Source organism: Noviherbaspirillum sp. ST9, assembly GCF_048799745.1.
Taxonomy (GTDB): domain Bacteria; phylum Pseudomonadota; class Gammaproteobacteria; order Burkholderiales; family Burkholderiaceae_D; genus Noviherbaspirillum.
In genome coordinates, this window is sequence record NZ_JBLWFR010000003.1 from 262,072 (window position 1) to 288,907 (window position 26,836).

The 26,836-nt window shown below is 60.6% G+C and carries 22 protein-coding genes; 12 read left to right on the forward strand and 10 right to left on the reverse strand.

The annotated features are described in order from the left end of the window. Positions 1–46 precede the first annotated feature (46 nt). From ACNOHI_RS07710 to yjgA, 3 genes are read right to left on the reverse strand one after another with little or no spacing between them, the layout of a single operon-like run. Entirely contained in the window at positions 47–718 is a 672-nt protein-coding gene (locus ACNOHI_RS07710) for an alpha/beta hydrolase (protein ID WP_420474091.1), read from the reverse strand. 1 nt (position 719) lies between these two features. Beyond that, the gene (mog, locus tag ACNOHI_RS07715) at positions 720–1,337 is read right to left on the reverse strand and encodes a molybdopterin adenylyltransferase (protein WP_420474092.1); all 618 of its coding nucleotides are present in this window, start codon (positions 1,335–1,337) and stop codon (positions 720–722) included. Continuing rightward, on the reverse strand, positions 1,315–1,911 hold the full coding sequence (gene yjgA / locus ACNOHI_RS07720; protein ID WP_420474093.1) for a ribosome biogenesis factor YjgA: 597 nt from the start codon (positions 1,909–1,911) through the stop codon (positions 1,315–1,317). Before yjgA ends, mog begins: the two co-directional genes overlap by 23 nt. A gap of 70 nt (positions 1,912–1,981) precedes the next feature. Between yjgA and pmbA the strand changes: the two genes are divergently transcribed. Then, positions 1,982–3,346 (forward strand): metalloprotease PmbA, encoded by a 1,365-nt coding sequence (gene pmbA / locus ACNOHI_RS07725; RefSeq protein ID WP_420474094.1) that lies wholly within the window; start codon positions 1,982–1,984, stop codon positions 3,344–3,346. Positions 3,347–3,516: 170 nt separating this feature from the next. Here pmbA and ACNOHI_RS07730 read toward each other — a convergent pair whose 3' ends face one another. Then, positions 3,517–4,860: a dicarboxylate/amino acid:cation symporter gene (locus ACNOHI_RS07730; RefSeq protein ID WP_420474095.1), complete on the reverse strand. Its 1,344-nt coding sequence runs from the start codon at positions 4,858–4,860 to the stop codon at positions 3,517–3,519. 480 nt (positions 4,861–5,340) lie between these two features. Between ACNOHI_RS07730 and ACNOHI_RS07735 the strand changes: the two genes are divergently transcribed. The 4 genes from ACNOHI_RS07735 (at position 5,341) to ACNOHI_RS07750 (ending at position 10,521) form a co-directional block, all read left to right on the forward strand. After that, on the forward strand, positions 5,341–6,420 hold the full coding sequence (locus tag ACNOHI_RS07735; RefSeq protein WP_420474096.1) for a TRAP transporter substrate-binding protein: 1,080 nt from the start codon (positions 5,341–5,343) through the stop codon (positions 6,418–6,420). A gap of 199 nt (positions 6,421–6,619) precedes the next feature. Then, positions 6,620–7,699, forward strand: coding sequence for a TRAP transporter substrate-binding protein (locus ACNOHI_RS07740; protein WP_420474097.1), 1,080 nt, complete (start codon positions 6,620–6,622; stop codon positions 7,697–7,699). A gap of 311 nt (positions 7,700–8,010) precedes the next feature. After that, the gene (locus ACNOHI_RS07745; RefSeq protein WP_420474098.1) at positions 8,011–9,090 is read left to right on the forward strand and encodes a TRAP transporter substrate-binding protein; all 1,080 of its coding nucleotides are present in this window, start codon (positions 8,011–8,013) and stop codon (positions 9,088–9,090) included. Between the two features lie 351 nt (positions 9,091–9,441). Next, on the forward strand, positions 9,442–10,521 hold the full coding sequence (locus ACNOHI_RS07750; RefSeq protein ID WP_420474099.1) for a TRAP transporter substrate-binding protein: 1,080 nt from the start codon (positions 9,442–9,444) through the stop codon (positions 10,519–10,521). A gap of 62 nt (positions 10,522–10,583) precedes the next feature. Here ACNOHI_RS07750 and ACNOHI_RS07755 read toward each other — a convergent pair whose 3' ends face one another. The 4 genes from ACNOHI_RS07755 to argH all read right to left on the reverse strand — a co-directional run bounded on the left by ACNOHI_RS07755 (position 10,584) and on the right by argH (position 16,039). Further along, on the reverse strand, positions 10,584–11,825 hold the full coding sequence (locus ACNOHI_RS07755) for a putative Na+/H+ antiporter (protein WP_420474350.1): 1,242 nt from the start codon (positions 11,823–11,825) through the stop codon (positions 10,584–10,586). Positions 11,826–11,945: 120 nt separating this feature from the next. Further along, on the reverse strand, positions 11,946–13,631 hold the full coding sequence (locus ACNOHI_RS07760; protein WP_420474100.1) for a TRAP transporter large permease: 1,686 nt from the start codon (positions 13,629–13,631) through the stop codon (positions 11,946–11,948). A gap of 19 nt (positions 13,632–13,650) precedes the next feature. Beyond that, on the reverse strand, positions 13,651–14,235 hold the full coding sequence (locus ACNOHI_RS07765; protein ID WP_420474101.1) for a TRAP transporter small permease subunit: 585 nt from the start codon (positions 14,233–14,235) through the stop codon (positions 13,651–13,653). A gap of 409 nt (positions 14,236–14,644) precedes the next feature. Next, complete coding sequence (gene argH, locus ACNOHI_RS07770) at positions 14,645–16,039, reverse strand: argininosuccinate lyase (RefSeq protein WP_420474102.1); 1,395 nt, start codon at positions 16,037–16,039, stop codon at positions 14,645–14,647. A gap of 35 nt (positions 16,040–16,074) precedes the next feature. On the opposite strand from argH, the gene ACNOHI_RS07775 reads away from it, so the two are divergent. Further along, complete coding sequence (locus ACNOHI_RS07775) at positions 16,075–17,145, forward strand: sensor histidine kinase (protein ID WP_420474103.1); 1,071 nt, start codon at positions 16,075–16,077, stop codon at positions 17,143–17,145. Continuing rightward, positions 17,142–17,924: a LytR/AlgR family response regulator transcription factor gene (locus ACNOHI_RS07780; protein WP_420474104.1), complete on the forward strand. Its 783-nt coding sequence runs from the start codon at positions 17,142–17,144 to the stop codon at positions 17,922–17,924. Before ACNOHI_RS07775 ends, ACNOHI_RS07780 begins: the two co-directional genes overlap by 4 nt. Position 17,925: 1 nt before the next feature. Here ACNOHI_RS07780 and ppc read toward each other — a convergent pair whose 3' ends face one another. Further along, positions 17,926–20,763 (reverse strand): phosphoenolpyruvate carboxylase, encoded by a 2,838-nt coding sequence (gene ppc / locus ACNOHI_RS07785; RefSeq protein WP_420474105.1) that lies wholly within the window; start codon positions 20,761–20,763, stop codon positions 17,926–17,928. 127 nt (positions 20,764–20,890) lie between these two features. On the opposite strand from ppc, the gene hemC reads away from it, so the two are divergent. From hemC to ppa, 5 genes are all read left to right on the forward strand, one after another. Further along, a complete protein-coding gene (hemC, locus tag ACNOHI_RS07790) occupies positions 20,891–21,838 on the forward strand; it encodes a hydroxymethylbilane synthase (protein WP_420474106.1) in 948 nt (315 codons plus the stop codon). A 77-nt stretch (positions 21,839–21,915) separates the two neighbouring features. Continuing rightward, on the forward strand, positions 21,916–22,698 hold the full coding sequence (locus tag ACNOHI_RS07795; RefSeq protein WP_420474107.1) for a uroporphyrinogen-III synthase: 783 nt from the start codon (positions 21,916–21,918) through the stop codon (positions 22,696–22,698). Next, complete coding sequence (locus tag ACNOHI_RS07800; RefSeq protein ID WP_420474108.1) at positions 22,695–23,837, forward strand: uroporphyrinogen-III C-methyltransferase; 1,143 nt, start codon at positions 22,695–22,697, stop codon at positions 23,835–23,837. Before ACNOHI_RS07795 ends, ACNOHI_RS07800 begins: the two co-directional genes overlap by 4 nt. 2 nt (positions 23,838–23,839) lie before the next feature. Next, a complete protein-coding gene (locus ACNOHI_RS07805) occupies positions 23,840–25,036 on the forward strand; it encodes a heme biosynthesis protein HemY (RefSeq protein WP_420474109.1) in 1,197 nt (398 codons plus the stop codon). A 172-nt stretch (positions 25,037–25,208) separates the two neighbouring features. After that, the gene (gene ppa, locus ACNOHI_RS07810; RefSeq protein ID WP_420474110.1) at positions 25,209–25,748 is read left to right on the forward strand and encodes an inorganic diphosphatase; all 540 of its coding nucleotides are present in this window, start codon (positions 25,209–25,211) and stop codon (positions 25,746–25,748) included. 49 nt (positions 25,749–25,797) lie between these two features. Here ppa and ACNOHI_RS07815 read toward each other — a convergent pair whose 3' ends face one another. Further along, positions 25,798–26,679: an EamA family transporter gene (locus tag ACNOHI_RS07815; RefSeq protein WP_420474111.1), complete on the reverse strand. Its 882-nt coding sequence runs from the start codon at positions 26,677–26,679 to the stop codon at positions 25,798–25,800. Between the last annotated feature and the right edge of the window lie 157 nt (positions 26,680–26,836).

Consider the following 26,836-nt stretch of genomic DNA (forward strand, 5'->3'; position numbering starts at 1 on the left):
GTCGCATGATGCGAACCCGCCCTTTTTTTATTGCGGTCAGCCTGGATCAGGCCAGTATTTGCCGAAGCCAAGCGCTCACATCGGCGATCTCTTCCAGGCACACCGAATGCTCCATCGGATAGTCGTGCCACTCCACGGCGTAGCCAAGCGCCTGCAATACATCGCGCGATTTTTCCGCGCGGTCGATCGGAACGATTGGGTCATGGCGACCGTGCGCGAGGAAAATGGGCGTGTCGTGGTTGGTGGCGTGCCGTTCCGCCTCCAGCTTGGTGTGGATGGGCAGGTAGCCGGACAGGCCGAGCAGGCCGGCAAGCTGTTCAGGATGGCGAAGACCCGTCTGCAGCGTCATCGCGCAGCCTTGCGAGAATCCGGCGAGAATGATGCGGCTGGCCGGAATGCCGCGCGCCTTTTCTCTCGCGATCAGTTCTTCGACCAGCACCTGCGACTTGCGCAGGCCAGCTTCATCCTCACGGTTGGTCAGGTCGGTGCCGAGGATGTCATACCACGCCCGCATGACATAGCCGTAATTGATCGTGACCGGCATGGTTGGCGCATGCGGAAACACGAAACGGATTGCAGGACAGCCGCGGAGGTCGAGCTCACGCACGATGGGCACGAAATCGTTGCCGTCCGCGCCCAAGCCGTGCAGCCAGATCACCGCGACTTCCGGGTTCGGGGCGGTTTCAATCTCGATGGTTTCCAGGCTCGGCGTCGTCATGTCATTTCTGCCGGATGGCGGACTTCGGGCGGAATGCCTTGCACACCGCCTCGTTGGTTTCAATATAGGGGCCGCCGATCAGGTCGATGCAGTACGGTACCGCGGCGAAGATGCCCGCGACGACCTGCTTGCCGTCGGCATCCTTCAGTCCTTCCAGCGTCTCCTTGATCGATTTCGGCTGGCCGGGAAGGTTCATGATCAGGGCGGCGCGGTCGGCCGTTTCGCGGATCACGGCAACCTGACGCGACAGGATGGCTGTCGGGACAAATTTCAGGCTGATCTGGCGCATCTGCTCGCCAAAGCCCGGCATTTCCTTTGTGCCGACGGCGAGGGTGGCCTCGGGCGTAACGTCACGCCGCGCCGGGCCTGTGCCGCCGGTGGTCAGGACGAGGTCGCAACCGGCTTCGTCCACCAGCTCGATCAGCGCTTTTTCGATTTCCGCTTGCTCATCGGGGATCAGGCGCGTTTCCATCTTCCATGGGCTCGTCAGGGCGGCAGTGAACCAGTCGCGCAGGGCGGGGATGCCCTGGTCTTCGTACACGCCGCTGGAGGCCCGGTCGGAAATGGATACCAGGCCGATCAGCAGCTCATCGGGGTCAGTCTTCTTCGGCGTTGTCATTCTGTTCATCGTCGGCGGCCGGGGCTTTGGACTGCTGCAATTGCTTGAGGATCTGGAAGATTTCACGGTAAGCCTTGGGAGGCTTGTTCTCCGCCTGTTCCTTGCGAGCGTTACGGATGAGGACGCGCAGTTGCTGAACGTCGACTTCCGGATGCGCTTCCTTCAGCTCGGTAAGTGCCTTGTCGTCGGCCAGCAGCTTCTCGCGTCGGCGCTCCAGCGCATGCATGGCGGCAGTCTCGGCCTTCGATGCACCCTTCCAGCTGTCGATCACCTTCTGGATGGCCGCGATTTCGTCCTCTTCCAGCGTGCGCATCTTCTTGCCGACGTACTGCATCTGGCGTCGGCGGCCTTCGTGATCCTTGATCTTCTGGCATTCGAGGATCACCTCGCGCACATCTTCCGGCATCGGCACGCGCATCACGCGCTCCTTGGGCTGGGACACCAGTTCTTCGCCCAGTTCCTGGAGTGCGGTCATTTCGCGCTTGAGCTGGGACTTGGAAGGACGGTCGTACTTCTGTTCGAATTCGTCGGAGCGGTAGCCGACGCCGCCACTGCCGCGGTTGGGATTAACCATGATGAATCAAAGCCATTCTGTAAACGACTGCTATGATAACCGTTTTAGCCACTTCCAAAAAAACAAGCTCATGAGCAATCCCGTATTTACCCATAGCCAGGACCAGCTGAAACAGATCGCGCAGGACGTACTGCGTTTCGCCAGGGAAAAGGGCGCGTCGGACGCTTCCGTGGAGATCAGCGAGGGCAGCGGCCTGGCGGTAACGGTGCGCAAGGGCAAGATCGAGACGATTGAGCAGAACAAGGACAAGGGAATCGGCGTCACCGTCTATCTCGGCGAGCAAGGGCATATCCGGCGCGGCAACGCCAGCACCTCGGATTTTTCGACCCAATCCCTGCAAGACACGGTCGAGGCGGCATACAACATCGCACGCTTCACCGCCGAGGACGACTGCGCGGGCTTGCCGGACGAAGACATGCTCGAAATGGCGCCTCGCGACCTGCAGCTTTGCTACCCGTGGCTGATTTCCACGGAAGAGGCGGTCGATATTGCTACCCGCTGCGAAGCGGCGGCCTTTGCCGTTGACAAGCGGGTGACGAACAGCGAAGGCGCAAGCGTCTACGCACAGCAGTCCCATTTCATGTCGGCCAACAGCCGGGGCTTCATGGGCGGCTATCCGTATTCGCGCCATACCATTTCCGTTGCACCGATCGCGGGCAAGGGCGCCAGCATGCAGCGCGACGACTGGTATTCATCGACCCGGGATCCGAAAAACCTTGCGCGTCCCGAGGACATCGGTCGCTACGCGGCAGAGCGTGCCCTGGCCAGGCTGAACGGCCGGAAGCTGGATACCCGCAAATGCCCGGTGCTGTTTGAGGCGCCGCTGGCTGCCGGTCTGCTGGGTGCTTTCGTCCAGGCGATCTCCGGTGGCGCACTGTACCGCAAGTCCACCTTCCTGCTCGACTCGCTCGGCAAGCCGGTTTTTGCACCGCATATCCAGGTGGTGGAGGATCCGCACGTGGTTGGTGCAGTCGGTTCGGCGCCGTTCGATGAAGAAGGTGTGAAGACCAGCCGACGCGACGTCGTCAAGGATGGCGTGGTACAGGGCTATTTCCTGTCCACCTATTCGGCACGCAAGCTGGGCATGAAGACCACGGGCAATGCCGGCGGCTCGCACAACCTGACGATCGTTTCCAATCTCACGCGCCCGAGCGACGACTTCAAGGCGATGCTCAAGAAGCTCGGCACCGGCCTGCTGGTCACGGAATTGATGGGGCAGGGCGTGAACTACGTCACCGGTGATTATTCGCGCGGTGCTTCTGGCTACTGGGTGGAGAACGGCGTGATCCAGTATCCGGTCGAGGAGATCACGATTGCGGGCAACATGAAGGACATGTTCCAGCAGATCGCCGCGATTGGTGCCGACACGCTGGTGCGGGGTACGAAGGAAACCGGTTCCATTCTCATCGAGAGCATGACGATCGCCGGCAGCTGATCGGATCAACTCAAACTGAATCGGGCCTGGAGTGCGGCGCATTCCAGGCCCGTTTTCTTTGCATGGCGAATATGACCAGGCCGCCTTGAAACAGCCCTGTGTTTTGAACGTGCCGACGTAAAAAAAACAGCCCGCGAACGGGCTGTCTTTTTGTGAGAGGAGGTCCGCTTTTATGCGGCCTTCGGTGTCACCGGCATGTGGGTTTCAGTCAGGTCCAGAACTTCTTCCGGCTCTTCAGCTTCCTCGAGCGTCTCATTGTTCAGATGCTGGTGCATCTGCGCGACATCGAGGTCGCCCGTCCACTTGCCAACAACGACGGTAGCAACACCGTTACCGATCAGGTTGGTCAAGGCGCGGGCTTCGGACATGAATCGGTCGATGCCGAGGATCAGCGCCAGGCCGGCAACCGGGATGCCGCCGACAGCGGACAGGGTCGCAGCCAGCACGATGAAGCCGCTGCCGGTGATACCTGCGGCCCCTTTGGAAGTCAGCAGCAGGACAGCGAGCAGGGTGAGCTGCTGGGTCAGGGTCATCGGGGTGTCGGTTGCCTGCGCAATGAATACGGCTGCCATCGTCAGGTAGATCGAGGTGCCGTCCAGGTTGAACGAGTAACCGGTCGGGATTACCAGGCCGACGACGGACTTCTTCACGCCGAGGTTTTCCAGCTTGGCCATCATGCGGGGAAGCACGGACTCTGAGGAGGAGGTGCCGAGAACGATGAATAGTTCTTCCTTGATGTACTTGATGAACTTCCAGATCGAGAAGCCATGGATCATGGAGATCAGGCCGAGCACGACGAAGATGAACACCAGGCAGGTCAGGTAGAAGGTGCCCATCAGCTTGCCCAGCGAGAGCAGGGTGCCGACGCCGTATTTGCCGATGGTGAAGGCCATTGCGCCGAACGCGCCGATCGGGGCCACTTTCATGATGATGCCGACAATGGAGAACAGCACGTGCGACGACTTTTCGATGAAGTCGAATACCAGCGTGCCGCGGCCGCCGAACTTGTGCAGCGCGAAGCCGAACAGGACCGAGAACATCAGGACCTGGAGGATGTCACCCTTGGCGAACGCGTCGAAGACGCTGGTCGGGATGATGTTCATCAGGAACTCGGTCGTCGTCTGCATCTTGCCCGGTGCGGTATAGGCGGCAATGCTCTTGGTGTCGAGAGAGCTCGGATCGACATGCATGCCGGAGCCAGGCTGCACCACGTTGACGATCACGAGGCCGACGACGAGTGCGATGGTGCTGACGACTTCAAAGTAGAGCAGGGCGAGGCCGCCGGTCTTGCCGACCTTCTTCATGTCTTCCATGCCTGCGATGCCCACAACCACGGTGCAGAAGATGATCGGCGCGATGATCATCTTGATCAGCTTGATGAACGCGTCGCCGAGCGGTTTCATTTCCGCGCCGAGCGACGGATAGAAGTGCCCGAGCAGAATGCCGATGACGATCGCGGTAACGACCTGTACATACAGCGATTTGTAAAAGGGTTTCTTTCCCGAGTGTTGCATGTCTTGCTTCTCCGTTTGGTTGAGCTGCGCGCGCAAACGTTGGATGAATCGTTGCGCGGATGCGTGGCGCGGGTGATGCGCAATGACTGGCATGCGCGCCCTTTCGCCAAGTGCACGCATTGTGGTGATCTGCGCGCAGCACGACAATTGTGGACATCCACACAAATGCCGCATTGAAAAAGTTGTCGATGATTGATCTTGAGTGTTGATTATTTCGGAAAGATGTTTATCAATTGCATGAGCGATGTTGAGCATTCCTGGCAATGCGAATCCGTCTGACGCCACGCGTGGGTCCGTCTGGTACTGCAGAAGTGGGAATCGTCTACGTGTTACTACCTAAGCACTTGCACCTGAGTGCCTAAATATTCATTGTGAATTTCATATTCGCCCTCCTAGAATCAATGAGGCTTTCATCCGGCATGCGACTGGGTATCAAGGCTCTTCTCAAGAAATCTTGAGTTCAATTCAACTGGAGACAACATGGAACGTCGTTCATTCATGAAGAACGCGGCAGCTGGCGCCGCAGTCGGAGCGGTCGCTGCACCGGCGATTGCACAGACACTGCCGACGATTAACTGGCGCCTTGCGTCCAGCTTTCCGAAATCGCTCGACACGATCTACGGCGCGGCCGAGACCTTCTCGAAGCGTGTGTCGGCCCTGACCGGCGGCAAGTTCAACATCCGCGTTTTCGCCGGCGGCGAAATCGTACCGGCACTGCAAGTCATGGACGCTGTCCAGGCCGGCACAGTCGAAATGGGACACACCGCGTCTTACTACTACTTCGGCAAGGATCCGACGTTCGCGTTCGATGGCGTGGTGCCGTTCGGCCTCAATTCCCGCCAGCAGACTGCATGGTGGGACCAGGGCGGCGGGCGTGACCTGACGCGCGAGTTTTATCGCGACTACGGCATCATCAACTTCATGGGCGGAAACACTGGCACGCAAATGGGCGGCTGGTTCCGCAAGGAAGTGAAGACGGTTGCCGACCTGAATGGTCTGAAGATGCGTATCGGCGGTTTTGCCGGTCGCGTCATGCAGCGCCTGGGTCTTGTGCCCCAGCAGATCGCCGGCGGCGATATTTATCCGGCATTGGAAAAGGGCACGATCGACGCCGCGGAATGGATCGGCCCGTACGACGATGAAAAGCTCGGCTTCTTCAAGGTCGCGCCGTATTACTACACGCCGGGCTGGTGGGAGGCAGGTCTGCAGGTGTCGTTCTACATCGGCATCAAGGAATGGGAAAAGCTGCCGAAGGAATACCAGGCAGCAGTCGAGGCCGCATCGTATGAAGCACATGTGGTGATGCAAGCCGAATACGACGCCAAGAACCCGCCCGCGCTGGCCCGCCTGCTGAAGAACGGCGTCAAGCTGCGCCAGTTCTCGCGCGAGATCATGGATGCATGCTCCAAGGCAGCCAACGAGGTGATGGACGAAGAAGCGTCGAAGAACGCGAAGTTCAAGAAGATTTACGAGCCGTGGAAGCGTTTCCGCCAGGATCAGAATCAGTGGGCTTCCGTCGCGGAACTGCCGCTGCAAAACTACATGGTCACGCGCAAGTAATGCTGCGCATCTGAAATAGCGATCGGACCCGCCGCACGCGAGTGCCGCGGGTCTTTTCTTGTCGCATTCCGATTGCGCGCAAGTGAACCTGGTTCGCGCAGCGTTGCCTAAAATTTGGGCAGGCGTAGCGGCCTTCAGCGAATATTGCAAAAACATGCGACGATTCTGCGTCGCAAGTTTTTTTACCCAAGGAGCCTTCATGGAACGTCGTTCCTTCCTCAAGAAAGCGGCTGTCGGTGCATCCGTCGGCGCAGTCGCAGCGCCGGTTCTGGCGCAGTCCCAGCCAACCATCAACTGGCGTCTTGCTTCAAGCTTTCCAAAATCCCTGGATACCCTGTACGGAACGGCGGAGGTATTCAGCAAACGTGTCGCGCAACTGACCGGCGGCAAACTGAACATTCGCGTCTTCGCGGGCGGTGAAATCGTTCCGCCGCTGCAAGTGGTGGACGCGGTGCAGAACGGCACGGTGGAGATGGGGCATACCGCGCCTTACTACTACTTCGGCAAGGACGCGACCTTCGCATTTGACTGCGCGGTACCGTTCGGTATGAACTCTCGCCAGCAAACCGCCTGGTTCGATCAGGGCGGCGGCCGCGACCTGATGCGCGAGTTCTACAAGGACTACGGCATCATCAACTTCCTCGGTGGGAATACCGGTGCGCAGATGGGGGGCTGGTTCCGCAAGGAGATCAAGACCCTCAATGACATCAAGGGCCTGAAGATGCGCATCAGCGCGTTCGCAGGCAAGGTGATGCAGCCGCTGGGCCTCGTGCCGCAACAGCTCGCCGGCGCAGACATCTACCCGGCGCTGGAAAAAGGCGCGCTCGATGCCGTCGAATGGACGACGCCGTACGATGACGAAAAGCTGGGCTTCTACAAGGTGGCGCCGTTCTACTATGCGCCGGGCTGGTGGGAAGCGGGTGCGCAGTTGTCCTTCTATGTCGGCATCAAGGAATGGGAAAAGCTGCCGAAGGACTTCCAGTACGCCATCGAAGCGGCATCGTTCGAGGCGCACGTGTCCATGCAGGCCGAGTATGACGCCAAGAATCCGGCCGCGCTGGCCCGCCTGATCAAGAACGGCGCCAAGCTGCGTTTCTTCTCCAAGGAAATCATGGAAGCCAGCTACAAGGCTGCCGTGACGACCATGAACGACGAGGCGGCGAAGAACGCCAAGTTCAAGAAGGTCTACGACCACTATTCGCGTTTCCAGCGCGACCAGAACCAGTGGTTCTCGGTGGCTGAACTGCAGATGCAGAACTTCATGTCGAGCCGCAAGTAATCGTGCTTCCTCTGGCCGGCCGCGTCCTGCGGCCGGTTTCTTGACCTGCGTCAGGTCTGGCGCGTTGCTGGCGCTCGCCTCGACTCACGCCAGAGCAGGTGCTTGAAATTTTTTCAGCCACGCTACCGTACCGGAACGCCCAAATGCTTCCGGCCGCGCGGTCTCGTCCATGAATCCCGTTGTCTTCGGGCGCAAATTTTTTTCAACTACGCAATTTTTTGCCCGCCATACAATCGACCGCGACATATAGCAGGTCTATGTGTACCGCGTACCGGTCCGTATGGTTTTGAAGTCCAATCCGAGGAGACAACATGGAACGTCGTTCCTTCCTGAAGAAAGCATCCGTAGGCGCAGCCGCAGGTGCGATGGCAGCACCCGCACTGGCACAATCACTGCCGGCCCTGAACTGGCGCATGGCGTCGAGCTTCCCCAAGACGCTCGATACCGTTTTCGGCGCATCCGAAACATTCTGCAAGCGCGTCGCCCAGCTTACCGGCGGCAAGTTCAACATCCGCCTTTTCGCTGGCGGTGAAATCGTCCCCGCGCTGCAGGTGATGGATGCGGTGCAGAACGGCACCATCGAAATGGGCCACACCGCGTCGTACTACTACTTCGGCAAGGATCCGTCGTTCGCATTCGATTGCGCCGTTCCGTTCGGCATGAACTCCCGCCAGCAAACCGCCTGGTTTGACCAGGGCGGCGGCATGCAGCTGATGCGCGAATTCTTCAAGGACTACGGCATCGTCAACTTCCAGGGCGGTAACAGCGGTTCGCAGATGGGCGGCTGGTTCCGCAAGGAGATCAAGGGCGTATCCGACCTGCAAGGCCTGAAGATGCGTATCGGTGGCTACGGTGGCCGCGTGATGCAGCGCCTTGGCCTGGTGCCGCAACAGATTGCGGCAGGCGACATCTATCCGTCGCTCGAAAAGGGCACCATCGACGCAGCGGAGTGGATTGGTCCGTACGACGATGAAAAGCTCGGCCTGTACAAGGTCGCGCCGCACTACTACGCACCGGGCTGGTGGGAGCCGAGCACGCAGTTCTCGTTCTACGTTGGCATCAAGGAGTGGGAAAAGCTGCCGAAGGAATACCAGTACGCGATCGAAGTCGCTTCCTATGAAGCGCACGTCACGATGCAGGCGGAATACGACGCCAAGAATCCGGCGGCGCTGGCTCGCCTGCTGCGCAACGGTGTCAAGTTGCACTACTTCTCGAAGGACATCATGGAAGCCTGCTACAAGGCAGCCAACGAAGTGAACGAGGAAGAGGCATCGAAGAACGCCAAGTTCAAGAAGATCTACGAACCGTGGAAGCGTTTCCGCCAGGATCAGAACCAGTGGTTCTCGGTTGCTGAAGCAACCATGCAGAACTTCATGGTCACGCGCCGCTGATCGCTTTACCCGCATCGCCAGAACCCGCGTCGTGCAAGCGTCGCGGGTTTTTTTTCGTCCATGCCGCCTTTATTTGGGCTGTGGATTGTCGTCACGCTGACAGTTCACGTAGAGGCGCGGCCTTATCCTGCTGCAAATGATTTCGGCTGCGTAATACTACGCAATCTCGGCTTTTTCGATGGAGGAATTCATCTACGTGTTTTCGCGGGCACAATTGCTGCGACGCAAAATGAGTATGTATTGCCAGTGAAAAATTGACCCCATACAATCTTCGCAACATACAGGATTGTATGGATAACAGACACTCTGGTCACAAACCGGAATTCGATGCGTAACCCCCTAGGAGACAAAATGGAACGTCGTTCCTTTATCAAGAAGGCATCTGTTGGCGCCGCGGCAGGCGCTATTGCAGCACCGGCACTCGCGCAATCGCAGCCGACGCTCAACTGGCGTCTGGCTTCCAGCTTCCCAAAATCGCTGGACACCATTTTCGGCGCCGCAGAGACGTTCTCGCAGCGCCTCTCACAGATTACGAACGGCAAGTTCAACGTCCGCGTGTTTGCGGGCGGTGAAATCGTTCCGGCACTGCAGGTGATGGACGCTGTGCAGGCCGGTACCGTCGAGATGGGGCACACCGCATCGTATTACTACTTCGGCAAGGATCCGACGTTCGCATTTGACTGCGCGGTTCCGTTCGGCCTGAATTCGCGCCAGCAGACGGCGTGGATCAACCAGGGTGGCGGCATGCAGCTGATGCGCGAATTCTTCAAGGATTACGGCATCGTCAACTTCCTCGGCGGGAATACAGGTTGCCAGATGGGCGGCTGGTTCCGCAAGGAAGTGAAGACCGTGCAGGACCTCAACGGTCTGAAGATGCGTATCGGCGGATTCGCCGGCCGCGTCATGCAGCGCCTCGGCCTGGTGCCGCAGCAGATCGCCGGCGGTGACATTTACCCCGCACTGGAAAAGGGCACGATCGACGCCGCGGAATGGGTGGGTCCGTATGACGACGAAAAGCTTGGCTTCTACAAGGTCGCGCCGCATTACTATGCGCCGGGCTGGTGGGAAGCCGGTCCCCAGCTGTCCTTCTACATGGGCATCAAGGAATGGGAAAAGCTGCCGAAGGACTACCAGGCAGCCGTCGAAGCCGCGTCGGCGGAAGCGCACATCGTGATGCAGGCCGAGTACGATGCAAAGAACCCGGCATCCCTGGCCCGCCTGCTCAAGAACGGCGTGAAGCTGCACAGCTTCTCGAAGGAAATCATGGACGCCTGCTACAAGGCAGCGACGGAAGTGATGGACGAAGAAGCCGCGAAGAATGCCAAGTTCAAGAAGGTCTACGAACCGTGGAAGCGTTTCCGCCAGGACCAGAACCAGTGGGCGTCTGTCGCGGAAGCACCGCTCCAGAATTATATGATCACGCGTCGCTGAGCCATTCGACGCCATTCAACCCGCAGCGCGCAAGCCCTGCGGGTTTTTTGTTTCCTTCGGGGTTACACGAGGAAGAATGCTGCGGCAACCGCAGTCGGCAGCAGCGCGCCGAGGAGGAGCCCGCCGGCGCCGATCGACTCATCCTCGAAACCGTTGCGCAGCAAGGCAACGCCTGCCGGGTTGGGCGCATTGGCGATGACGGTGAGTCCCCCGCCCGCGACGGCGCCTGCGACGAGCATGTACTTCGACGTGTCTGAAATTCCCTCGATCAGGGAGCCCAGATAGGTCAAGGCGGCATTGTCGGTAATGGCGGTCAGCGCAAGCGCACCAAAGAATAAGGCAGTCGGGTCGAGGGAGGAAACGATGGGCTGCAGCCACCATTGCTGCATGCCGCCGAGGACGACCAGCCCGGCCAGGAAGAACCCGACCAGCAGTCCCTCCTTCAGGATGAGCGGACTTTGGTAACGGTCATACGCCTGCGTAAACCCGAGGAAGAACAGGAACAGGCCGAGGAAGATCACCGGATGATGCGCGACGAGCACCACGCTAGCGAGAAAGAGGAGGTGAATGGCGCTGACGAGAAGGGGGATAGGGCTTTCCGTTGCATTCCCGGTGTTCTCCGGAACATGGGATCGAAGCAGCCAGGTCATGGCACTGGCGTTGAGGATAACGGCAGCAGCCGCCTTCCAGCCGAAGTTGCCGAGCATGAAAAGCGTATCCCAGTTCCAGGTCGACGCGACCATGAGAACGGGCGGCGCGGCATAGGAAGTCAGGGTTCCGCCGATGGACACGTTCACGAACAACACGCCAAGCGCGGCATACTTCATCCGCTCCGGCATATCGCGGCGGAATACCAGCGGTGCAAGCATCAGCGCGGCGAGCGTCATGGCGGCCGGCTCGGTAATCAGCGAACCCAGCAAGGGAACCGCGGCGAGGCCGAGCCATACTTGCGCCAACGTGTCGCGCAAGGGGACAAGGCGGGCGACAGTCAGGATAGTGGCGCGGACGGTTGCAAGCACCGGCCGGGAAGCGGCTACCACCATGACGACGAACACGAACAAGGGCTCGGTGTACTGGCGGGATTCGACATAGTTGATTGCGTCTTTGCCGCCTGCGGCAAGTGCCATGGCAATCATCAGGATGGCTGCCCAGAACCCGAAGACCACTTCCACTTCGCCAAGCAGGTGGAACAGGCCGGCGTGCTTCGGAAAGCGATCGGAAAGGCGTTCGAAGGATTTTGCTGCGAAAGTATGGATGAGCGCGGCGGCGAACAGGCCTGCGGAGATCACCTCGATGGTCGTCATGGACATGGCATTGTTGCTTTTAAGGTCCGACATTATCCATCACTTGCGACACATTGCTGCAGGCAACAAAAAACCCCGCAGGGCGAACCGTGCGGGGTTTGTTGCTGGCCGGGGCCGGAATTACTTCTTTTCTTCCGGTTCGGTTGAGAAGTTCAGCTGCGGAGCGCCGCCGTCCTTGTTGTCACCTTCGGTCGAGAAGTTCAGCTGGGGAGTCTCGCCACCCTGGTCCTGGCCAGGAAGGTCGATCTTCAGCTCGATCTGTTCCTTCATGTCAGTCTTTTCGGCGATCGAGACGATGTCCGGGAAGCCGATGATCAGGCCCACCATGATCACCTGGATCAGCACGAATGGCACCGCACCCCAATAAATATCTGACGTCGTCACTTCCTTTGGTGCAACCGACCTCAGATAGAACAGCGCGAAGCCGAATGGCGGGTGCATGAACGAGGTTTGCATATTCACGCCGAGCAGCACGCCGAACCAGATCAGGTCGATGCCAAGCTTGTCGGCCACCGGACCGACGAGCGGCACCAGGATGAATGCGAGCTCAAAGAAGTCCAGGAAGAACGCCAGGCCGAAGAACAGCAGGTTCACCACGATCAGGAAGCCCATCGTGCCGCCGGGCAGCGAGGTCAGCAGGTGTTCCACCCACAGGTCGCCGTTGACTGCGCGGAAGGTCAGGCCGAACACGCTGGAGCCGATCAGGATGAACACCACGAAGCAGGACAGACGGGTGGTCGAGTCCATTGCCTGCTTCATCAGCGACCAGGACAGGCGACGGTTCATCAGCGCCAGGATCAGTGCGCCGAACGCGCCCATGCCGCCGCCTTCGGTCGGGGTTGCAATACCGACGAAGATCGTGCCGAGCACCAGGAAGATCAGTGCCAGCGGCGGGATCAGCACGAAGACAACTTTCTCGGCCATACGCGACAGCAGGCCCATTTTCAGCTGGCGGTTGATCAACGCCAGGACAAACGCGCCGATGATCGCGACTGCTGCGGAGTAGATGCCGACTTCGTCGCTGGCAGCCTTCGGATGCGTAGCGGCGTAGTACTCGGCGAATGCAAACGCTGCACCGGTTGCAACGGCGATTAGTGCGAGCAGGGAAATGACACCGCTCTTGCCGTTCGGCTCGCGCAGGTTGCGCGCTTCCGGCGGCAGGGCAGGAACCGAGTGCGGCTTGAAGATCGACATCGCCAGCACGTAGCCCGCATACATTGCCGTCAGCAACAGGCCCGGAACGAATGCGGCCTTATACATGTCGCCAACGGAACGGCCAAGCTGGTCGGCCATCACAATCAGCACCAATGACGGCGGGATGATCTGCGCCAGCGTGCCGGACGCAGCGATCACGCCGGATGCCAGTTTCTTGTCATAGCCATAACGCAGCATCACGGGCAGGGAGATCAGGCCCATCGAAATCACGGATGCAGCCACCACGCCGGTGGTTGCCGCCAGCAGCGCGCCGACGAAAATCACCGCGTAGGCAACACCGCCGCGCACCGGGCCGAAGAGCTGGCCAATGGTGTCGAGCAGGTCTTCCGCCATGCCGGAGCGCTCAAGGATGAGGCCCATGAAGGTAAAGAACGGAATGGCCAGCAGCGTATCGTTGGCCATGATGCCGAAAATGCGGTTCGGCAGTGCTTGCAGCAGTTCAGGTTTCAGCAGGCCGAGTTCGATGCCCATCAGGCCGAAGAAAAGGCCGTTTGCCGCCAGTGCGAATGCGACCGGGAAACCCGATAGCAGGAACACGACGAGGGTACCGAACATGATCGGCGCCATATTCGCAATCAGGAATTGCTCCATTTAATCTGTCTCCGGACGATCAGTTGAGGTTGTTCGCGGCTTTGATCGCCTCGATTTCTTCTTCGGGGGTGGTCGAATGCTTGTCGAATGCGCTTGCATCCACCTTGCCCTGCAGGAAGCCGATACGCTTGATCAGTTCGGAAATACCTTGCAGCGTGAGCAGCAGGAAGCCGGCCGGGATCAGGAGTTTTGCGGGCCAGACGATCAGGCCGCCGGCGTTGCTGGAGACTTCCTGGTTGTGGATGGATTCCCAAGCGTACGGTACGGCGTAGTAGAGAACGAGCAACGTCATCGGCAGCAGGAAAACCAGGAAGCCGAAGACATCGATCCACACCTGGGTGCGCTTCGAAAAGTGACCTACAACGACGTCGATGCGGACGTGTTCGTTGCGGCGCAGGGTGTACGATGTGGCGAGCAGGAAGATCGCCGAGAAGAGATACCACTGGATTTCCAACCAAGCGTTGGAGCTGGTGTGGAAGACATAACGGACCAGCGCGTTGCCGGTACAGATGAGCACCGAGATGAACAAGGCCCAGCTGACGCCGCTGCCTATCTTTTCATTGAGCGCGTCAATGAATCTCGATAACGAGAGTAAAAAAGACATGATTTTGTCTCCATTAATGAAAAATCATTGGTGCCGGACCGCGGGTTTTTTCTATGCGGTCGGAATACTGCGTAATGCCTGACCCTGAGGTTCGGCGCAGTATATGACATTTCAGTGTGCAAGCGAACAAGTGCGGAGAGCGCGCAATATTCTTTTCATGCTGCGTCGCAAAAGCCCCTGTTTTTTTCATGTTTCAAGCGCATTTTTACGGAGAAGTCCTTACGTAGAACTACGCAAATGTGGGTGCGCAACAACGGAGGGGAGGAGATGCATCTCTTCGATGCGCGCCGGGCGGTCGCGCAGAGAATGTCATCGCGACGACAGCATACGCGTTTTCAGGAAAATCTGCAGGCGGGGAAGACGAGGGCTGCCGGCACGTTTGCCGGCAGCGGAGGGAATGCAGGACGGATTAACCGAGCTGGTTACGTACACGCGCGATGGCGGTGCGGACTTGCTCAGGGGCGGTGCCGCCGATGTGATTGCGGGCGGCGACAGAGCCTTCGAGCGTGAGCACGTTGAAGACATCCGAGTCGATCAGCGGCGAGAACGCACGCATTTCTTCCAGCGTGAGATCGGCCAGGTCGCAGCCGCGCTGCTCACACGCGCGGACGGCATGCGCGACGGCTTCATGTGCATCGCGGAAGGGCAGGCCCTTCTTCACCAGGTAATCGGCAAGGTCGGTCGCCGTCGCGTAGCCCTGAAGCGCCGCGGCACGCATTGCCTCCGGCTTGACCGTAATGCCGCGCGCCATGTCGGCAAAAATCCGTAGCGTGTCGGTGACGGTGTCCACCGTATCGAACAGCGGTTCCTTGTCTTCCTGGTTGTCCTTGTTGTAAGCCAGCGGCTGGCCCTTCATCAGGGTGAGCAGGCCGATCAGGTGGCCGTTCACGCGGCCGGTCTTGCCGCGTGCCAGTTCCGGCACATCCGGATTCTTCTTCTGCGGCATGATCGACGAGCCGGTGCAGAAGCGGTCGGCGATATCGATGAAGCCGACGCGCGGGCTCATCCAGATCACCAGTTCTTCCGACATGCGGGAGATATGGGTCATGACCAGCGCCGCGGCGGCGCAGAATTCAATTGCGAAGTCACGGTCCGACACGGCGTCCAGCGAGTTGTGGCAGACATCGTCGAAGCCGAGCGTCTTCGCCACGCGTGCGCGGTCAATCGGGAAGGTGGTGCCGGCGAGGGCAGCAGCGCCCAGCGGGAGGCGATTCACGCGCTTGCGGCAGTCGGCCATGCGCTCGGCATCGCGGCCGAACATTTCAACATAGGCCAGCATGTGGTGGCCGAAGGTGATCGGTTGTGCAACCTGCATGTGGGTGAAACCCGGCAGGATGGTGTCGGCATTCTTCTCGGCGAGATCGACCAGGGCAAGGCGCAGGTCACGCAGCAGGCCGGTAATGTCGTCGATGGCGGAACGCATGTAGAGACGGATATCCGTAGCCACCTGGTCGTTGCGGGAGCGGCCGGTGTGCAGGCGCTTGCCGGCGTCGCCGACCAACTCGGTCAGGCGCTTTTCGATGTTCAGGTGGACGTCTTCGAGATCGAGCAGCCATTCGAACTTGCCGGAAGCGATCTCGGACTGGATCTGCGCCATGCCGCGCTGGATGTCGGCGTGGTCCTGCTGGCTGATGATGCCCTGGTGGGCCAGCATCTCGGCGTGCGCCAGCGAGCCCTGGATGTCGGCGTCGGCCATGCGCTTGTCGAAGAACACCGATGCGGTATAACGTTTGACGAGGTCGGAGACTGGTTCGGAAAAGCGGGCGGACCAAGCCTCGCCTTTTTTGGAAAGTTGTGCTGTCATAATTGAATCCCGGTGAATCCATGATTATAACTCCCATGCCGCTCCCCGCCGCTCCCGACACGGCCAGCCGACCCGCCGACATCCTTATTCCCGACTGTTGCAACATCGGTGTGGTTTTCCGCAGCCTGATCGGGGTGAATGTTGCCGCGTTTGCTGGGATCATGGCGCAGGCGCGTGATTGGGCGGCAGGCACGTTCGAGTTCGTGGAAGCGTCGATGGTGATCGAGCTCTCATGCCTCTGGTCCCTGTTTGCGTTGTGTGGTTTGCGCCAGCTGCTGCTGCGCAGCATCTTGCCGGGGCACCTTCCGGGGTGGCCGCAGCGGGCCGCGAGTATTCTGGTGCCGGTGGCGGTCACCGGCGCCGTTATTCATTTGTTCACATTAAGCAGTGGCCTTGCCGGCAGTTTTGGTGAATTCAGTGCCGAGAAGGGCATGGTGCTGGCCGGACTGTTCGGTGCCTTTTTCCAGCATTACTTCGAGCTGCGCAAGCGTGCCTTTTCGCCGGCGATCGTCGAGGCAAGGCTGCAGGCGCTGCAAGCGCGCATCCGCCCGCATTTTCTTTTTAACAGCCTGAACGCCGCGTTGTCGCTGATCAGGACCGAGCCGCGCAGGGCGGAGAACACCCTGGAAGATCTGGCTGACCTGTTTCGCGTGTTGATGAGCGACCCTCGCAGCATGACATCGCTGCACAATGAAATCCGCTTGTGCCAGCAATATCTCTCGATTGAAAAAATTCGCATGGGTGATCGCATGGACGTGCTCTGGGAAATGGGCGACATCGATGGCGAAGTCCTGCGTCGCGCCCAGGTGCCGGTGCTGTTGTTGCAGCCCTTGATTGAAAATGCCGTGCACTACGGAGTCGAGCCGACGGTCGAGCCTGCACAGATCAAAGTGACCGTTGCGCGATTCATGGACAAGATCGAGATTGTCGTGACGAATCCCTATCATGGCGGCGCTTCCGTCGAGGCGGGGAACCGGATGGCGCTGGAAAATATCCGCGAACGCCTCGCGCTGCTGTTCGATGTGGAAGCGCTGCTGGTGACCGCCGCCAACGGCAACGTGTTCGAGGCCCGGCTGCGGTTCCCCTATGTGAAAGGTGTTGCATGATTCCCCGCCTGTTTATTGTGGATGACGAGGCGCCCGCGCGTGCACGATTGAAGACGCTGTTGTCCGATATCGCGGAGGAGTGTCCGCATCAACTGGCTGGCGAGGCCGACAGCGCCCAGCTCGCCATTGACGGCGTCGCACTGGCCGCGCCCGATATCGTTCTCCTCGATGTGCAGATGCCGGGCATGACAGGTCTCGAGCTTGCGTCATGCTTCATGCGGAATCCATCACCGCCGGCCGTCATTTTCGTGACCGCCTATGATGAATATGCGCTGAAGGCATTCGAGGTCCATGCGCTGGATTACCTGTTGAAGCCGGTTCGCGCATCACGTCTGGCGGAAGCAATCCAGCGCGCCGCCGCCCTGCGTACAACCCAGGGAGCCGCCATCGCCACCGCATCGAAGGCCGGGCAGGGAGTGCGCCAGAATTTCTCGGTGCAGGAACGCGGCCGGGTGCTGCTTGTGCCTGTGCGCGATGTCATCTACCTGAAGGCCGAGCTCAAGTACGTCACCTTGCGCACACGCACGCACGAGTACCTGATCGAGGAGTCGCTGACTTCCATCGAGGAAGAGCTGGGCGAGGTTTTCGTGCGCGTGCACCGCAAGGCGCTGGTGGCGCGTGACGTGATTGTCGGCGTTGAGCGCGGGGCACTCCCGGTGGATGGAGAAGGAGACGGTGATCGCGTGCAGGAATCATGGCAGGTGATCCTGCGCGATGTCGACGAGCGCCTTCCCATTTCGCGCCGGCAGTGGCCGGTTGTCAAGGCGCTCGTCAAGTAAATCAGCCGGTATTGCGCAGCCCCGCGGCGATACCGTTGATCGAGAGGTGGATGCCACGACGCACACGTTCATCAAGCGTGCGTCCCTCCGCGCTTGCCGCACGGTGTCGCTTGATCAGTTCCACCTGCAGGTGGTTCAGTGGATCGAGATAGGCGAACCGGTTCTTGATGGAGCGGGCCAGCAGCGGATTGCCTGCCAGCCTTTCGCGCGCACCGGTAATGACGGCCAGGCTGGACGTGGTCCGCTCATGCTCCTCCAGAATGCGTTTGAAGATCGCATTGCGCACCTTCCGGTCGGGCACCAGTTCCGCATAGCGTGAAGCAACGGCGAGGTCGGCCTTGGCGAGAACCATGTCCATGTTCGACAGCAGGGTGGCAAAGAACGGCCACTCCTTGAACATCTCGCGCAACGTCGCGACACGCTTTTTGTGTTCCTTGGCGTCTTCCGCCTCGTCCAGCCAGGACGCGACCGCACTGCCGAAACCGTACCATCCCGGCAGCAAAAGACGGCATTGTCCCCAGGAGAAGCCCCAGGGAATGGCGCGCAGGTCTTCGATGCGCCGCGTCGACTTGCGCGAGGCAGGGCGTGAGCCGATGTTGAGTTCGGCGATCTCGGCGATCGGCGTCGCAGCGAAGAAATAGTCGGTGAAGCCAGGCGTCTCGTACACGAGATTGCGATAGGCGCGGTACGCGTGTTCCGACAATTCCTCCATCACGCTTTCGAAACCGGCGAGTTTCCTGGCCCGCTTTCCCTCGGCTGCATGCGGCATCAGGCTGGCCTCCAGGGTGGCAGCGACGAGCAGTTCGAGGTTGCGGCGGCTGATCTCCGGGTTGGAGAATTTTGATGCAATGATTTCGCCTTGTTCGGTAAGCCGAATCTGGCCGTTGACCGTACCCGCCGGCTGCGCAAGGATCGCGTCGTAGCTCGGGCCGCCACCGCGGCCGACCGTGCCGCCGCGGCCATGGAAGAGGCGCAGCTTGACGCCGGCGCGATCGAACAGTTCGACCAGGCCGAGTTCCGCCTTGTATAGTTCCCAGTTGGAGGTCAGGAAGCCGCCATCCTTGTTGGAATCGGAGTAGCCGAGCATCACTTCCTGCAGGTCGCCCTGGTTCGCCACGAGGCGGCGCACTTGGGGCAAGGACATGAACCGGTCCATGATGCCAGCGGCGCAACGCAGGTCGGGGATGGTTTCGAACAGCGGGATCACCATCAATTCGTTGCGGGCGTTCGAAGCTTCACCAGTCTCCGTGTCCCATTCCTGGTGCAGCAGGCCGGTTTCCTTTTGCAGGAGCAGCACTTCAAGCAGGTCTGAGACGGTTTCGGTATGCGAGATGATGTAGTTGCGGATAGCCCGATCGCCATAGCGGCGGCGGATTTCACGTGCCGTGCGGAGGATGGTGAGTTCGGATTCCGCCTCGGCAGAGTAGGCGAGGTAGGGCGAGTACAGCAGGCGCGGCTTGCCAAGCTCGGCAAGCAGGAGCGCTACCTTGTCTTCTTCGCCCAGTATGCTGTAATTCTTCTCGACCCCGGCGCGCGAAAACAGTTCGGCCAGGACGCGTTCGTGCACGTCGGAACTCTGGCGCATGTCCAGCGTGGCAAGGTGGAAGCCGAAGATCTCGGATGCACGCTTGAGCACCGCGAGCCTTGGTCTCACCAGCACGGCGCCGTGATGGGACTGCAGGGAATCTGCCAGCACTTTCAGGTCGTGCGTGAATGCTTCCGGTGCTTCGTAAGGTGCGGCCGCGCCGACTTCCTGTCGCAAGACATGGGCTGCGCCGAGCATGCGCGCGGTGGCGGCGAGACGCGAATACAGGCCGATCAGTGCCCGGCGGTAGGGTTCGTCCGAGCGATGCGCCGACTGGTCGGGCGAGGCGTCGGCCAGCGCCTGAAGTTCCGGACTGACGGCGACGAGCAGTGTCGAAATCGACAGCTCAGCGCCCAAAGCGTGCACTTCGTCGAGATAGAAATCGAAGATCGCAGTGGACTGGCGAACAAGCGCGTGTTTCATCGTGTCCGCATTGACATTCGGATTGCCGTCGCGGTCGCCGCCAATCCAGCTGCACATCTGCACGAACGGCGGAAGTTCGTCGGAGGATGCATGACGCTGGGGGAAGTGCGATGCGATCTCGGCTTCGATGTCTTCGTACAGGGCGGGCAGCTCGCGCAGGAAGGTGATGCGGTAGTAGGAAAGCGCGTTCTCGATCTCGTCGGCCACGGTCAGCTTCGAGTAGCGCAGCATCCGGGTCTGCCACAGCGTTGCCACGCAGGCGTGCAGGAGCTGGGTATTGCGTGCCAGTTCCTTCGTGGTCAGCGGATGGTCGCGTTCAGCCAGCAGGCGCGCGATTTCGCGTTCAGCGTCGAGGATGCTCTTGCGCTGCACTTCCGTGGGATGCGCGGTCAGTACCGGCGATACCAGCGCTCCCTTGAAGAAGCCTCGTACCGCCGCCCCGGACACGCCGGCATCGTCGAGCCGGGACAGCGCATACGCAATGCTGCCTTGTTGCGGGGCCGAGCCCGCGAGCAAGTGCGCACGGCGACGGCGATTGTGGTGCTGGTCTTCGGCAATGTTGGCGAGATGCGAGAAATACGAAAACGCCCGTACGACCGAAATCGTCTGGTCGCGCGTCAGCTTCCTGAGCAACCTGTTCAGCTCGGTGCCCGATTGCGGGTCGGATTCACGCCGGAATCGCACTGCCGTCTGGCGGATGGTCTCGACGACGTGGAAGACCGCTTCGCCTTCCTGGTCGCGTAGCACGACACCGAGCAGGCGCCCCAGCAGGCGGATGTCTTCCTTCAGCGGTGCGTCCTTGTCGGTCGTGGAGCTTGCTTGATTAGCCATGTTGAATGTCTGCAATCGATTGGGGAAAAGTGGCCTGCGAGCACGGTTGGGGGACATGCGCATGATAAAATTTGCGCCTCTGCGATCCGAGCCAGGTTCGCATCAACGAACATCGAAAGTGCACGTCGTGAAAGTAACCCCACCCGCAAAACTCGTGATCGCGTCGCGTGAGAGCCGCCTCGCCATGTGGCAGGCAGAGCATGTCCGCGCAAGGTTGTCGGCATTATATCCGCAGTGCAGTATCGAAATTCTGGGCATGACCACCAAGGGCGACCAGATCCTGGATCGCACGCTGTCGAAGGTGGGCGGCAAGGGCCTGTTCGTCAAGGAGCTTGAGGTGGCGATGGAAGAACGCCGCGCCGACCTCGCCGTGCATTCGCTCAAGGATGTGCCGATGGAACTGCCGGAGGGGTTCAAGCTCGCAGCCGTGCTGGAGCGGGAAGATCCCCGCGATGCTTTCGTGTCCAATGACTATGCGTCTCTTGACGACCTGCCGGCCGGCGCGATCGTCGGCACCAGCAGCCTGCGTCGCCAGGCGTTGATCGCGGCGCGCTATCCGCATCTCGTGATCCGACCGCTGCGCGGCAACCTGGATACCCGCCTTGGCAAGCTTGATCGTGGTGAGTATGCCGCGATCATCCTCGCGGCCGCGGGCCTCAAGCGCCTCGGCATGCCGCAGCGCATTCGCTCCCTGATCGCCCCCGAGCAAAGCCTGCCTGCGCCGGGCCAGGGCGCCATGGCCATCGAGATCCTCGACGGCCGCGACGACCTGATGGCCTTGCTGGAGCCGCTCAATCACGAAGCCACCGCGCAGGCGGTGAGCGCGGAACGTACTGTTTCCCGCGTGTTCGGCGGCAGCTGCCAGATTCCGCTGGCGGCATTCGCCACGGTGGACGCCGGTACCATGCATCTGCGCGCGATGGTGGCGACGCCCGACGGCAAGCGCATTGCGACAGCCGATGCCACCGGTCCGGCCAATGCGCCGGATGCACTCGGCAAGCAGATCGCCACCACCCTGCAGGGCGAGGGCGCCGAAGACATCCTTGCCGCATGCAAGGCGATGGACGCCGGCTGACGGTACTCGCTGCGCGGCTCCCGCCGCGCAGCATCCCACTTTTCCAATCGAAGACTTCGACAGGGCGGCAACGCAGGATGGCAAATACAGGTATTCGTCCGGTCGTCATTACGCGGCCGCAGGCGCAGGCCGCGGTGCTGGCGCAAAAACTGTCCGCGCTCGGGCGCGACGCCGTCGTATTTCCCTTGCTCGAAATCCTCCCCCTTCCGGACCAGACCACGCTGAAGGCGACGCTACGGAATGTCGGCAGCTATGCGATGGTCGCCTTCGTCAGTCCGAATGCGATTGACGCCGCGTTCGCGCACATCGATCAATGGCCCGCCCACGTCGCGCTTGCGGTGGTCGGCGAGGGCAGCAAGACAGCGCTCGCGCAACACGGCCTGACGACCGCCAATGCCACCATCTTCAGTCCTGTCGACCCACTGCGCACGGATTCGCAGACACTGATCGAAGCGCTTGATCTTGATGCCCTGCGCGGCAAGCGTGTCTTGATCCTGCGGGGGGAAACCGGACGCGAACTGATGGCCGATGCGTTGCGCAATCATGGCGTGCAGGTTGAACAGGTCGCCGCATACAGAAGGGAGGCGCCCGCGCTCGATGATGCGAAGAAGTCGCAGCTGCACACCTTGCTCGCATCCGGCGCGGACTGGATCATCACCAGTTCAGAGGCGCTGCGCATCCTCCTGCAGATGGTGCGCGACACCGGGGGCGAGGCTGCCGTGGTGAAAATGCAACAGCAATGTCTCGTCGTCCCGCATGTGCGCATCGCGGAAAGCGCCCGCGCGCTTGGTTTCGCCAATATCGTGCAGACAGGATCCGGGGACGAACCCTTGTTAGCCGCGTTACAATTTCGAGCATGAACGAACTGCCATCTTCTTCCGACGCAAATCAGCCAGCGCAGACGGGCGCCGCGCCGCAAAGAGCCGAATTCGCCTCACCTGCTTACCAAAAAGACAATGCCTCCGGCCGCCTCGTCTACGGGGCACTGGGGGCACTCGCGCTCCTGCTGGCGGCACAGTGGTGGACGTCCGACCGCGAGGTTGACCGGCTGCGTGAAGAGATGGCACTACGCCTGAAGACCGGTGAATCGGTGAGCACCGAAACGAAGGTGATCGTCCGTTCCGTCCAGGAAGGCATGAAGGAGCTGCAGGCCAAGGTGAACGTCCTCGAAGGCAAGCAGGTCGAGGCGCAAAGCCAGCAACTCGCACTGGAACATCTTTACCAAGAGCTGTCCCGCAATCGCGACGACTGGGCGCTGGCCGAGATCGAACAGGTCCTGTCCACCGCGAGTCAGCAGCTCCAGCTCGCCGGCAACGTGCAAGGTGCCGTGATCGCGCTGCAGAATGCCGACAACCGGCTTTCCCGCTCGGACAAGCCGCAATTCATCATCATCCGCCGCGCAATCGCGAAGGATCTGGAGCGTCTCAAGGCCTTGCCCACGGTCGACCTGACGGGCATCGCACTGCGTCTCGACAGCATCATCGGCCAGATCGACAGCATGCCGCTCCTGGCAGACGAAAAGCCGGCTGCGGCCGCCACGCAACCGCGCGTGCCTCGCCGTGCGCCGAAGGCGGTCGAGTCGTCGAAGGCGCAGGCACCGGGCGCGCCGAGTTCCGATTGGCTCGGCGACCTCGAAGAGGTGTGGCACAGCTGGACCAGTGAGATGTGGAGCGAGATTCGCCAACTGATCCGCGTGCGCAACGTCGAGACCTCCGACGCCTTGCTGCTTTCGCCGACGCAGGCGTATTACGCCCGCGAGAACGTCAAGCTGCGCCTGCTCAACGCCCGCCTGGCGCTGCTGACCCGCAATGAATCCGCCTTCCGCAGCGACCTGATCGCCGCCCAGGACGCCATCGCCAAGTACTTCGACACCCGCGCCAAGCAGACGCAGACAACGCAGGCCCTGCTGCGCCAGGTCCAGGCAAGCAACCTCTCCATTGAGATGCCGACGCTGGCCGAAAGCCTGAACGCGGTGCGCAACTACAAGGCGAAGCCATAACGATGCGTATCTTCCTGTCGCTCGTTATTCTCTTTGCCGCCGCCATCGGTCTTGCCGTCGGCGCGCGGTTCAACCCGGGCAACGTCGTCTTCTTCTACCCGCCGTACCGGGTGGACATGTCGCTCAACCTGTTCATCGTGCTGGCCGCGCTGCTGTTCGCGGTGCTGTTTGCCATTTTCAATGCCATTCGCAGCACCCAGCAAATGCCGCACCGGGTCGCGGCGTACCGTCGTGAAAAGCGCGACCGCGAGGGCAACCGCGCCATGCGCGATGCGTTGAAAGCCCTGTTCGAGGGTCGCTTCGGCCACGCCGAAAAGGCCGCAACCCGCGCCGCAGAATCGCCCGACAATGCCGGACTCTCGGCCCTGATCGCCGCCCGCGCCGCCCATCGTATCGGCCGCCCGGAACGCCGCGACGTGTGGCTGAACAAGGCGCAGGAGGATGCGTCCCTCAAGACAGCCCGCCTGATGACCTCGATCGAGCTGTCGATTGACGGACATGAACCGGATCTCGCGCTGGATTCGGTGAAGGAGCTGAATTCCAGTGGCACCCGCCACATCCATGCACTTCGACTTGCTTTGAAGGCGAATCAGCGTTCCAAGAACTGGCCCGAAGTATTGCGCCTGGTGCGTATGCTCGACAAGCGCAGTGCCCTGCATCCGGCACTCTCGCGCAGGCTGCGGGAAATGGCCTACGAAGATCTGCTGTCCCACCAGGCGCACGATGCGGAATCCCTCCGTCGTGTGCTTTCCACCATTCCCGCAGAAGACAAGACGCAGCCATTCGTTGCGATTCGCGCTGCCCGGGCCCTCAATGCGAAGGGCTTGCACGACGAGGCCCGGAGCGTTGTCGAGAAGGCATTGGCGGTCGAGTGGGACGAGCGGCTGGTTCGCGCTTACGCGAATTCCGCCGGTGGCGAAGGTTCGCCGGAATTGCTTGCGCAGATCGAGCGCTGCGAGGAATGGGCAAAATCGCATCCGGCCGATGCGGAACTCTCGCTGACCCTTGGGACGCTGTGCCTGCGGCAGAAACTCTGGGGCAAGGCGCAACGCCATCTCGAGCGTGCGCTATCGGATGCCGGCGAGGCGGAAACCGTGCGCGAGGCGCATCTCAAGCTGGCGCAGATGCATGAGGCACTCAACCAGCCCGATCAGGCGGCGGCGCATTACCGCCAGTGCGCGCTGGCCACCCTCCTGTAACGCGGCAGGCAAGGCATTCCCGCTGCTTTTATCATTCCATCCTGACGCTCTGCTGACGTGTGTCAATCACGTCGGCAAGCTTTCTCAAAGACGTGCTGCGTCGCACAAGCTCGCTCTGATTGCCGTTATAATCTCGGCATTTCCGAATTTTCATTTCTACTGAGAGTGCATCATGAGCTTGAGCAATGTTCCCGCCGGCCGCAACGTCCCGGAAGATTTCAACGTCATCATCGAAATCCCGATGAATGCCGATCCGATCAAGTACGAAGTCGACAAGGAAACCGGCGCGATTTTCGTTGATCGCTTCATGGGCACGGCAATGCACTATCCGTGCAACTACGGCTACATTCCGCAGACCATTTCCGACGACGGCGACCCGGTCGACGTGCTCGTCGTGACGCCGTTCCCGCTGATCCCTGGCGTCGTTGTGCGCTGCCGTCCGATCGGTGTCCTGCGCATGAAGGACGAAGCCGGCGGAGACGCCAAGCTGCTCGCCGTGCCGGTCGACAAGGTCCTGCCGATCTACAAGCACTGGCAGAAGCCGGAAGACATGAACGAACTCCGCCTGCAACAGATCCAGCACTTCTTCGAGCACTACAAGGATCTCGAGCCGGGCAAGTGGGTCAAGGTCGAAGGCTGGTTCGGTCCGGAAGAAGCCAAGCAGGAAATCCTGAACGGCGTTGCGGCCTACAACCGCGAACATAGCAAGTAAGACGTTTCAGGTCTGACGAAAAAGGCGCGCCGAAATTGGTGCGCCTTTTTCATTTGGAGGATGCGAATGCACTGATCAGCCGCGCACCGAACTGGTTGAGCGCAAGCCCGGTCAGGACGAGCATGCCGGCGGCAATTTTCCACCATTGCAGCGGCTCGCCGAGCACCCATGCCGCACTCAACATTCCGGCGACCGGCACGAGCAGGGTAAAGGGCGCTACCGTGGCAGTCGGATACTTCCGCATCAGCATGGCCCAGATGCCGAAGCCAAGGATGGTCGTCGGATAGGCCTGGAACAGGATCGCCCCGCCCGACAGCCAGTTCATGCCTTGCAGCGCCGCCGCAATCGCTTCCAGTCCCTCGAGCGCCAGCGATGCGAGCAGGAGTGGCGGCGCAGCCAGCAGTGATCCCCAGACAACCAATGCCAGCGCGTCTGCCTTGCCAATGCGCTTGGTGAAGATGTTCCCCACGCCCCATGAAAATCCGGCAGCAATCACCATCAGAAAGCCGATCAGCGTCGCACGGGCTTCGAGGTGCAGGGCGACCAGTCCCATGCCGGCGAAGGCGATCAGTGCGCCGGCGATTTGCGGCAGATGCGGCCGCTCGCCGAGCATCAAGATGGCCAGGCCAATCGTGAAGAAGGCCTGCAACTGGACCACCAGCGAGGCGAGGCCGGGTGGAAATCCTGCCTGCATCCCTGAAAACAGCAGGGTGAACTGCAAGGCGAACTGGAATGCAGCGTAGCCGCCAAGCAGTCGCAATGGGACGTCGGGCCTGCGTATGAAGAATGCCATCGGCAAGGCCGCGCAAGCGAACCGGAGCGCGGTGAACAGAATCGGCGGCAGGCCCTGGAGGCCGAGTTTGATCACGACAAAGTTGAAGCCCCAGATAAGGACAACGATGAGCGCGAGCAGGATGTCGATGGGCTTCATGGCATTGCAGTGAGGTGGGGATAGATGAATTGTATTGTTTCTCGGCAACCATCGGATTGTGATCGGCATGGTCCGTATCGGCTCAATATCTCTGGCGTTGTGCCGATATAGCTCCAGACGGCACGAATAATATTGATATTGCCCGCATCGACATTGC

What these genes read in the sequence shown, in the direction of transcription:
- ppa (WP_420474110.1), top strand. Translation starts at nt 25,209, where the DNA reads ATGAGCTTGAGCAATGTTCCCGCCGGCCGCAACGTCCCGGAAGATTTC.
- ACNOHI_RS07780 (WP_420474104.1), top strand. Translation starts at nt 17,142, where the DNA reads ATGATTCCCCGCCTGTTTATTGTGGATGACGAGGCGCCCGCGCGTGCA.
- mog (WP_420474092.1), bottom strand. Translation starts at nt 1,337, where the DNA reads ATGACAACGCCGAAGAAGACTGACCCCGATGAGCTGCTGATCGGCCTG.
- ACNOHI_RS07795 (WP_420474107.1), top strand. Translation starts at nt 21,916, where the DNA reads ATGGCAAATACAGGTATTCGTCCGGTCGTCATTACGCGGCCGCAGGCG.
- ACNOHI_RS07730 (WP_420474095.1), bottom strand. Translation starts at nt 4,860, where the DNA reads ATGCAACACTCGGGAAAGAAACCCTTTTACAAATCGCTGTATGTACAG.
- ACNOHI_RS07750 (WP_420474099.1), top strand. Translation starts at nt 9,442, where the DNA reads ATGGAACGTCGTTCCTTTATCAAGAAGGCATCTGTTGGCGCCGCGGCA.
- yjgA (WP_420474093.1), bottom strand. Translation starts at nt 1,911, where the DNA reads ATGGTTAATCCCAACCGCGGCAGTGGCGGCGTCGGCTACCGCTCCGAC.
- ACNOHI_RS07760 (WP_420474100.1), bottom strand. Translation starts at nt 13,631, where the DNA reads ATGGAGCAATTCCTGATTGCGAATATGGCGCCGATCATGTTCGGTACC.
- argH (WP_420474102.1), bottom strand. Translation starts at nt 16,039, where the DNA reads ATGACAGCACAACTTTCCAAAAAAGGCGAGGCTTGGTCCGCCCGCTTT.
- ACNOHI_RS07735 (WP_420474096.1), top strand. Translation starts at nt 5,341, where the DNA reads ATGGAACGTCGTTCATTCATGAAGAACGCGGCAGCTGGCGCCGCAGTC.
- ACNOHI_RS07710 (WP_420474091.1), bottom strand. Translation starts at nt 718, where the DNA reads ATGACGACGCCGAGCCTGGAAACCATCGAGATTGAAACCGCCCCGAAC.
- ACNOHI_RS07740 (WP_420474097.1), top strand. Translation starts at nt 6,620, where the DNA reads ATGGAACGTCGTTCCTTCCTCAAGAAAGCGGCTGTCGGTGCATCCGTC.
- ACNOHI_RS07815 (WP_420474111.1), bottom strand. Translation starts at nt 26,679, where the DNA reads ATGAAGCCCATCGACATCCTGCTCGCGCTCATCGTTGTCCTTATCTGG.
- ppc (WP_420474105.1), bottom strand. Translation starts at nt 20,763, where the DNA reads ATGGCTAATCAAGCAAGCTCCACGACCGACAAGGACGCACCGCTGAAG.
- ACNOHI_RS07775 (WP_420474103.1), top strand. Translation starts at nt 16,075, where the DNA reads ATGCCGCTCCCCGCCGCTCCCGACACGGCCAGCCGACCCGCCGACATC.
- pmbA (WP_420474094.1), top strand. Translation starts at nt 1,982, where the DNA reads ATGAGCAATCCCGTATTTACCCATAGCCAGGACCAGCTGAAACAGATC.
- ACNOHI_RS07805 (WP_420474109.1), top strand. Translation starts at nt 23,840, where the DNA reads ATGCGTATCTTCCTGTCGCTCGTTATTCTCTTTGCCGCCGCCATCGGT.
- ACNOHI_RS07755 (WP_420474350.1), bottom strand. Translation starts at nt 11,825, where the DNA reads ATGACGACCATCGAGGTGATCTCCGCAGGCCTGTTCGCCGCCGCGCTC.
- ACNOHI_RS07765 (WP_420474101.1), bottom strand. Translation starts at nt 14,235, where the DNA reads ATGTCTTTTTTACTCTCGTTATCGAGATTCATTGACGCGCTCAATGAA.
- ACNOHI_RS07800 (WP_420474108.1), top strand. Translation starts at nt 22,695, where the DNA reads ATGAACGAACTGCCATCTTCTTCCGACGCAAATCAGCCAGCGCAGACG.
- ACNOHI_RS07745 (WP_420474098.1), top strand. Translation starts at nt 8,011, where the DNA reads ATGGAACGTCGTTCCTTCCTGAAGAAAGCATCCGTAGGCGCAGCCGCA.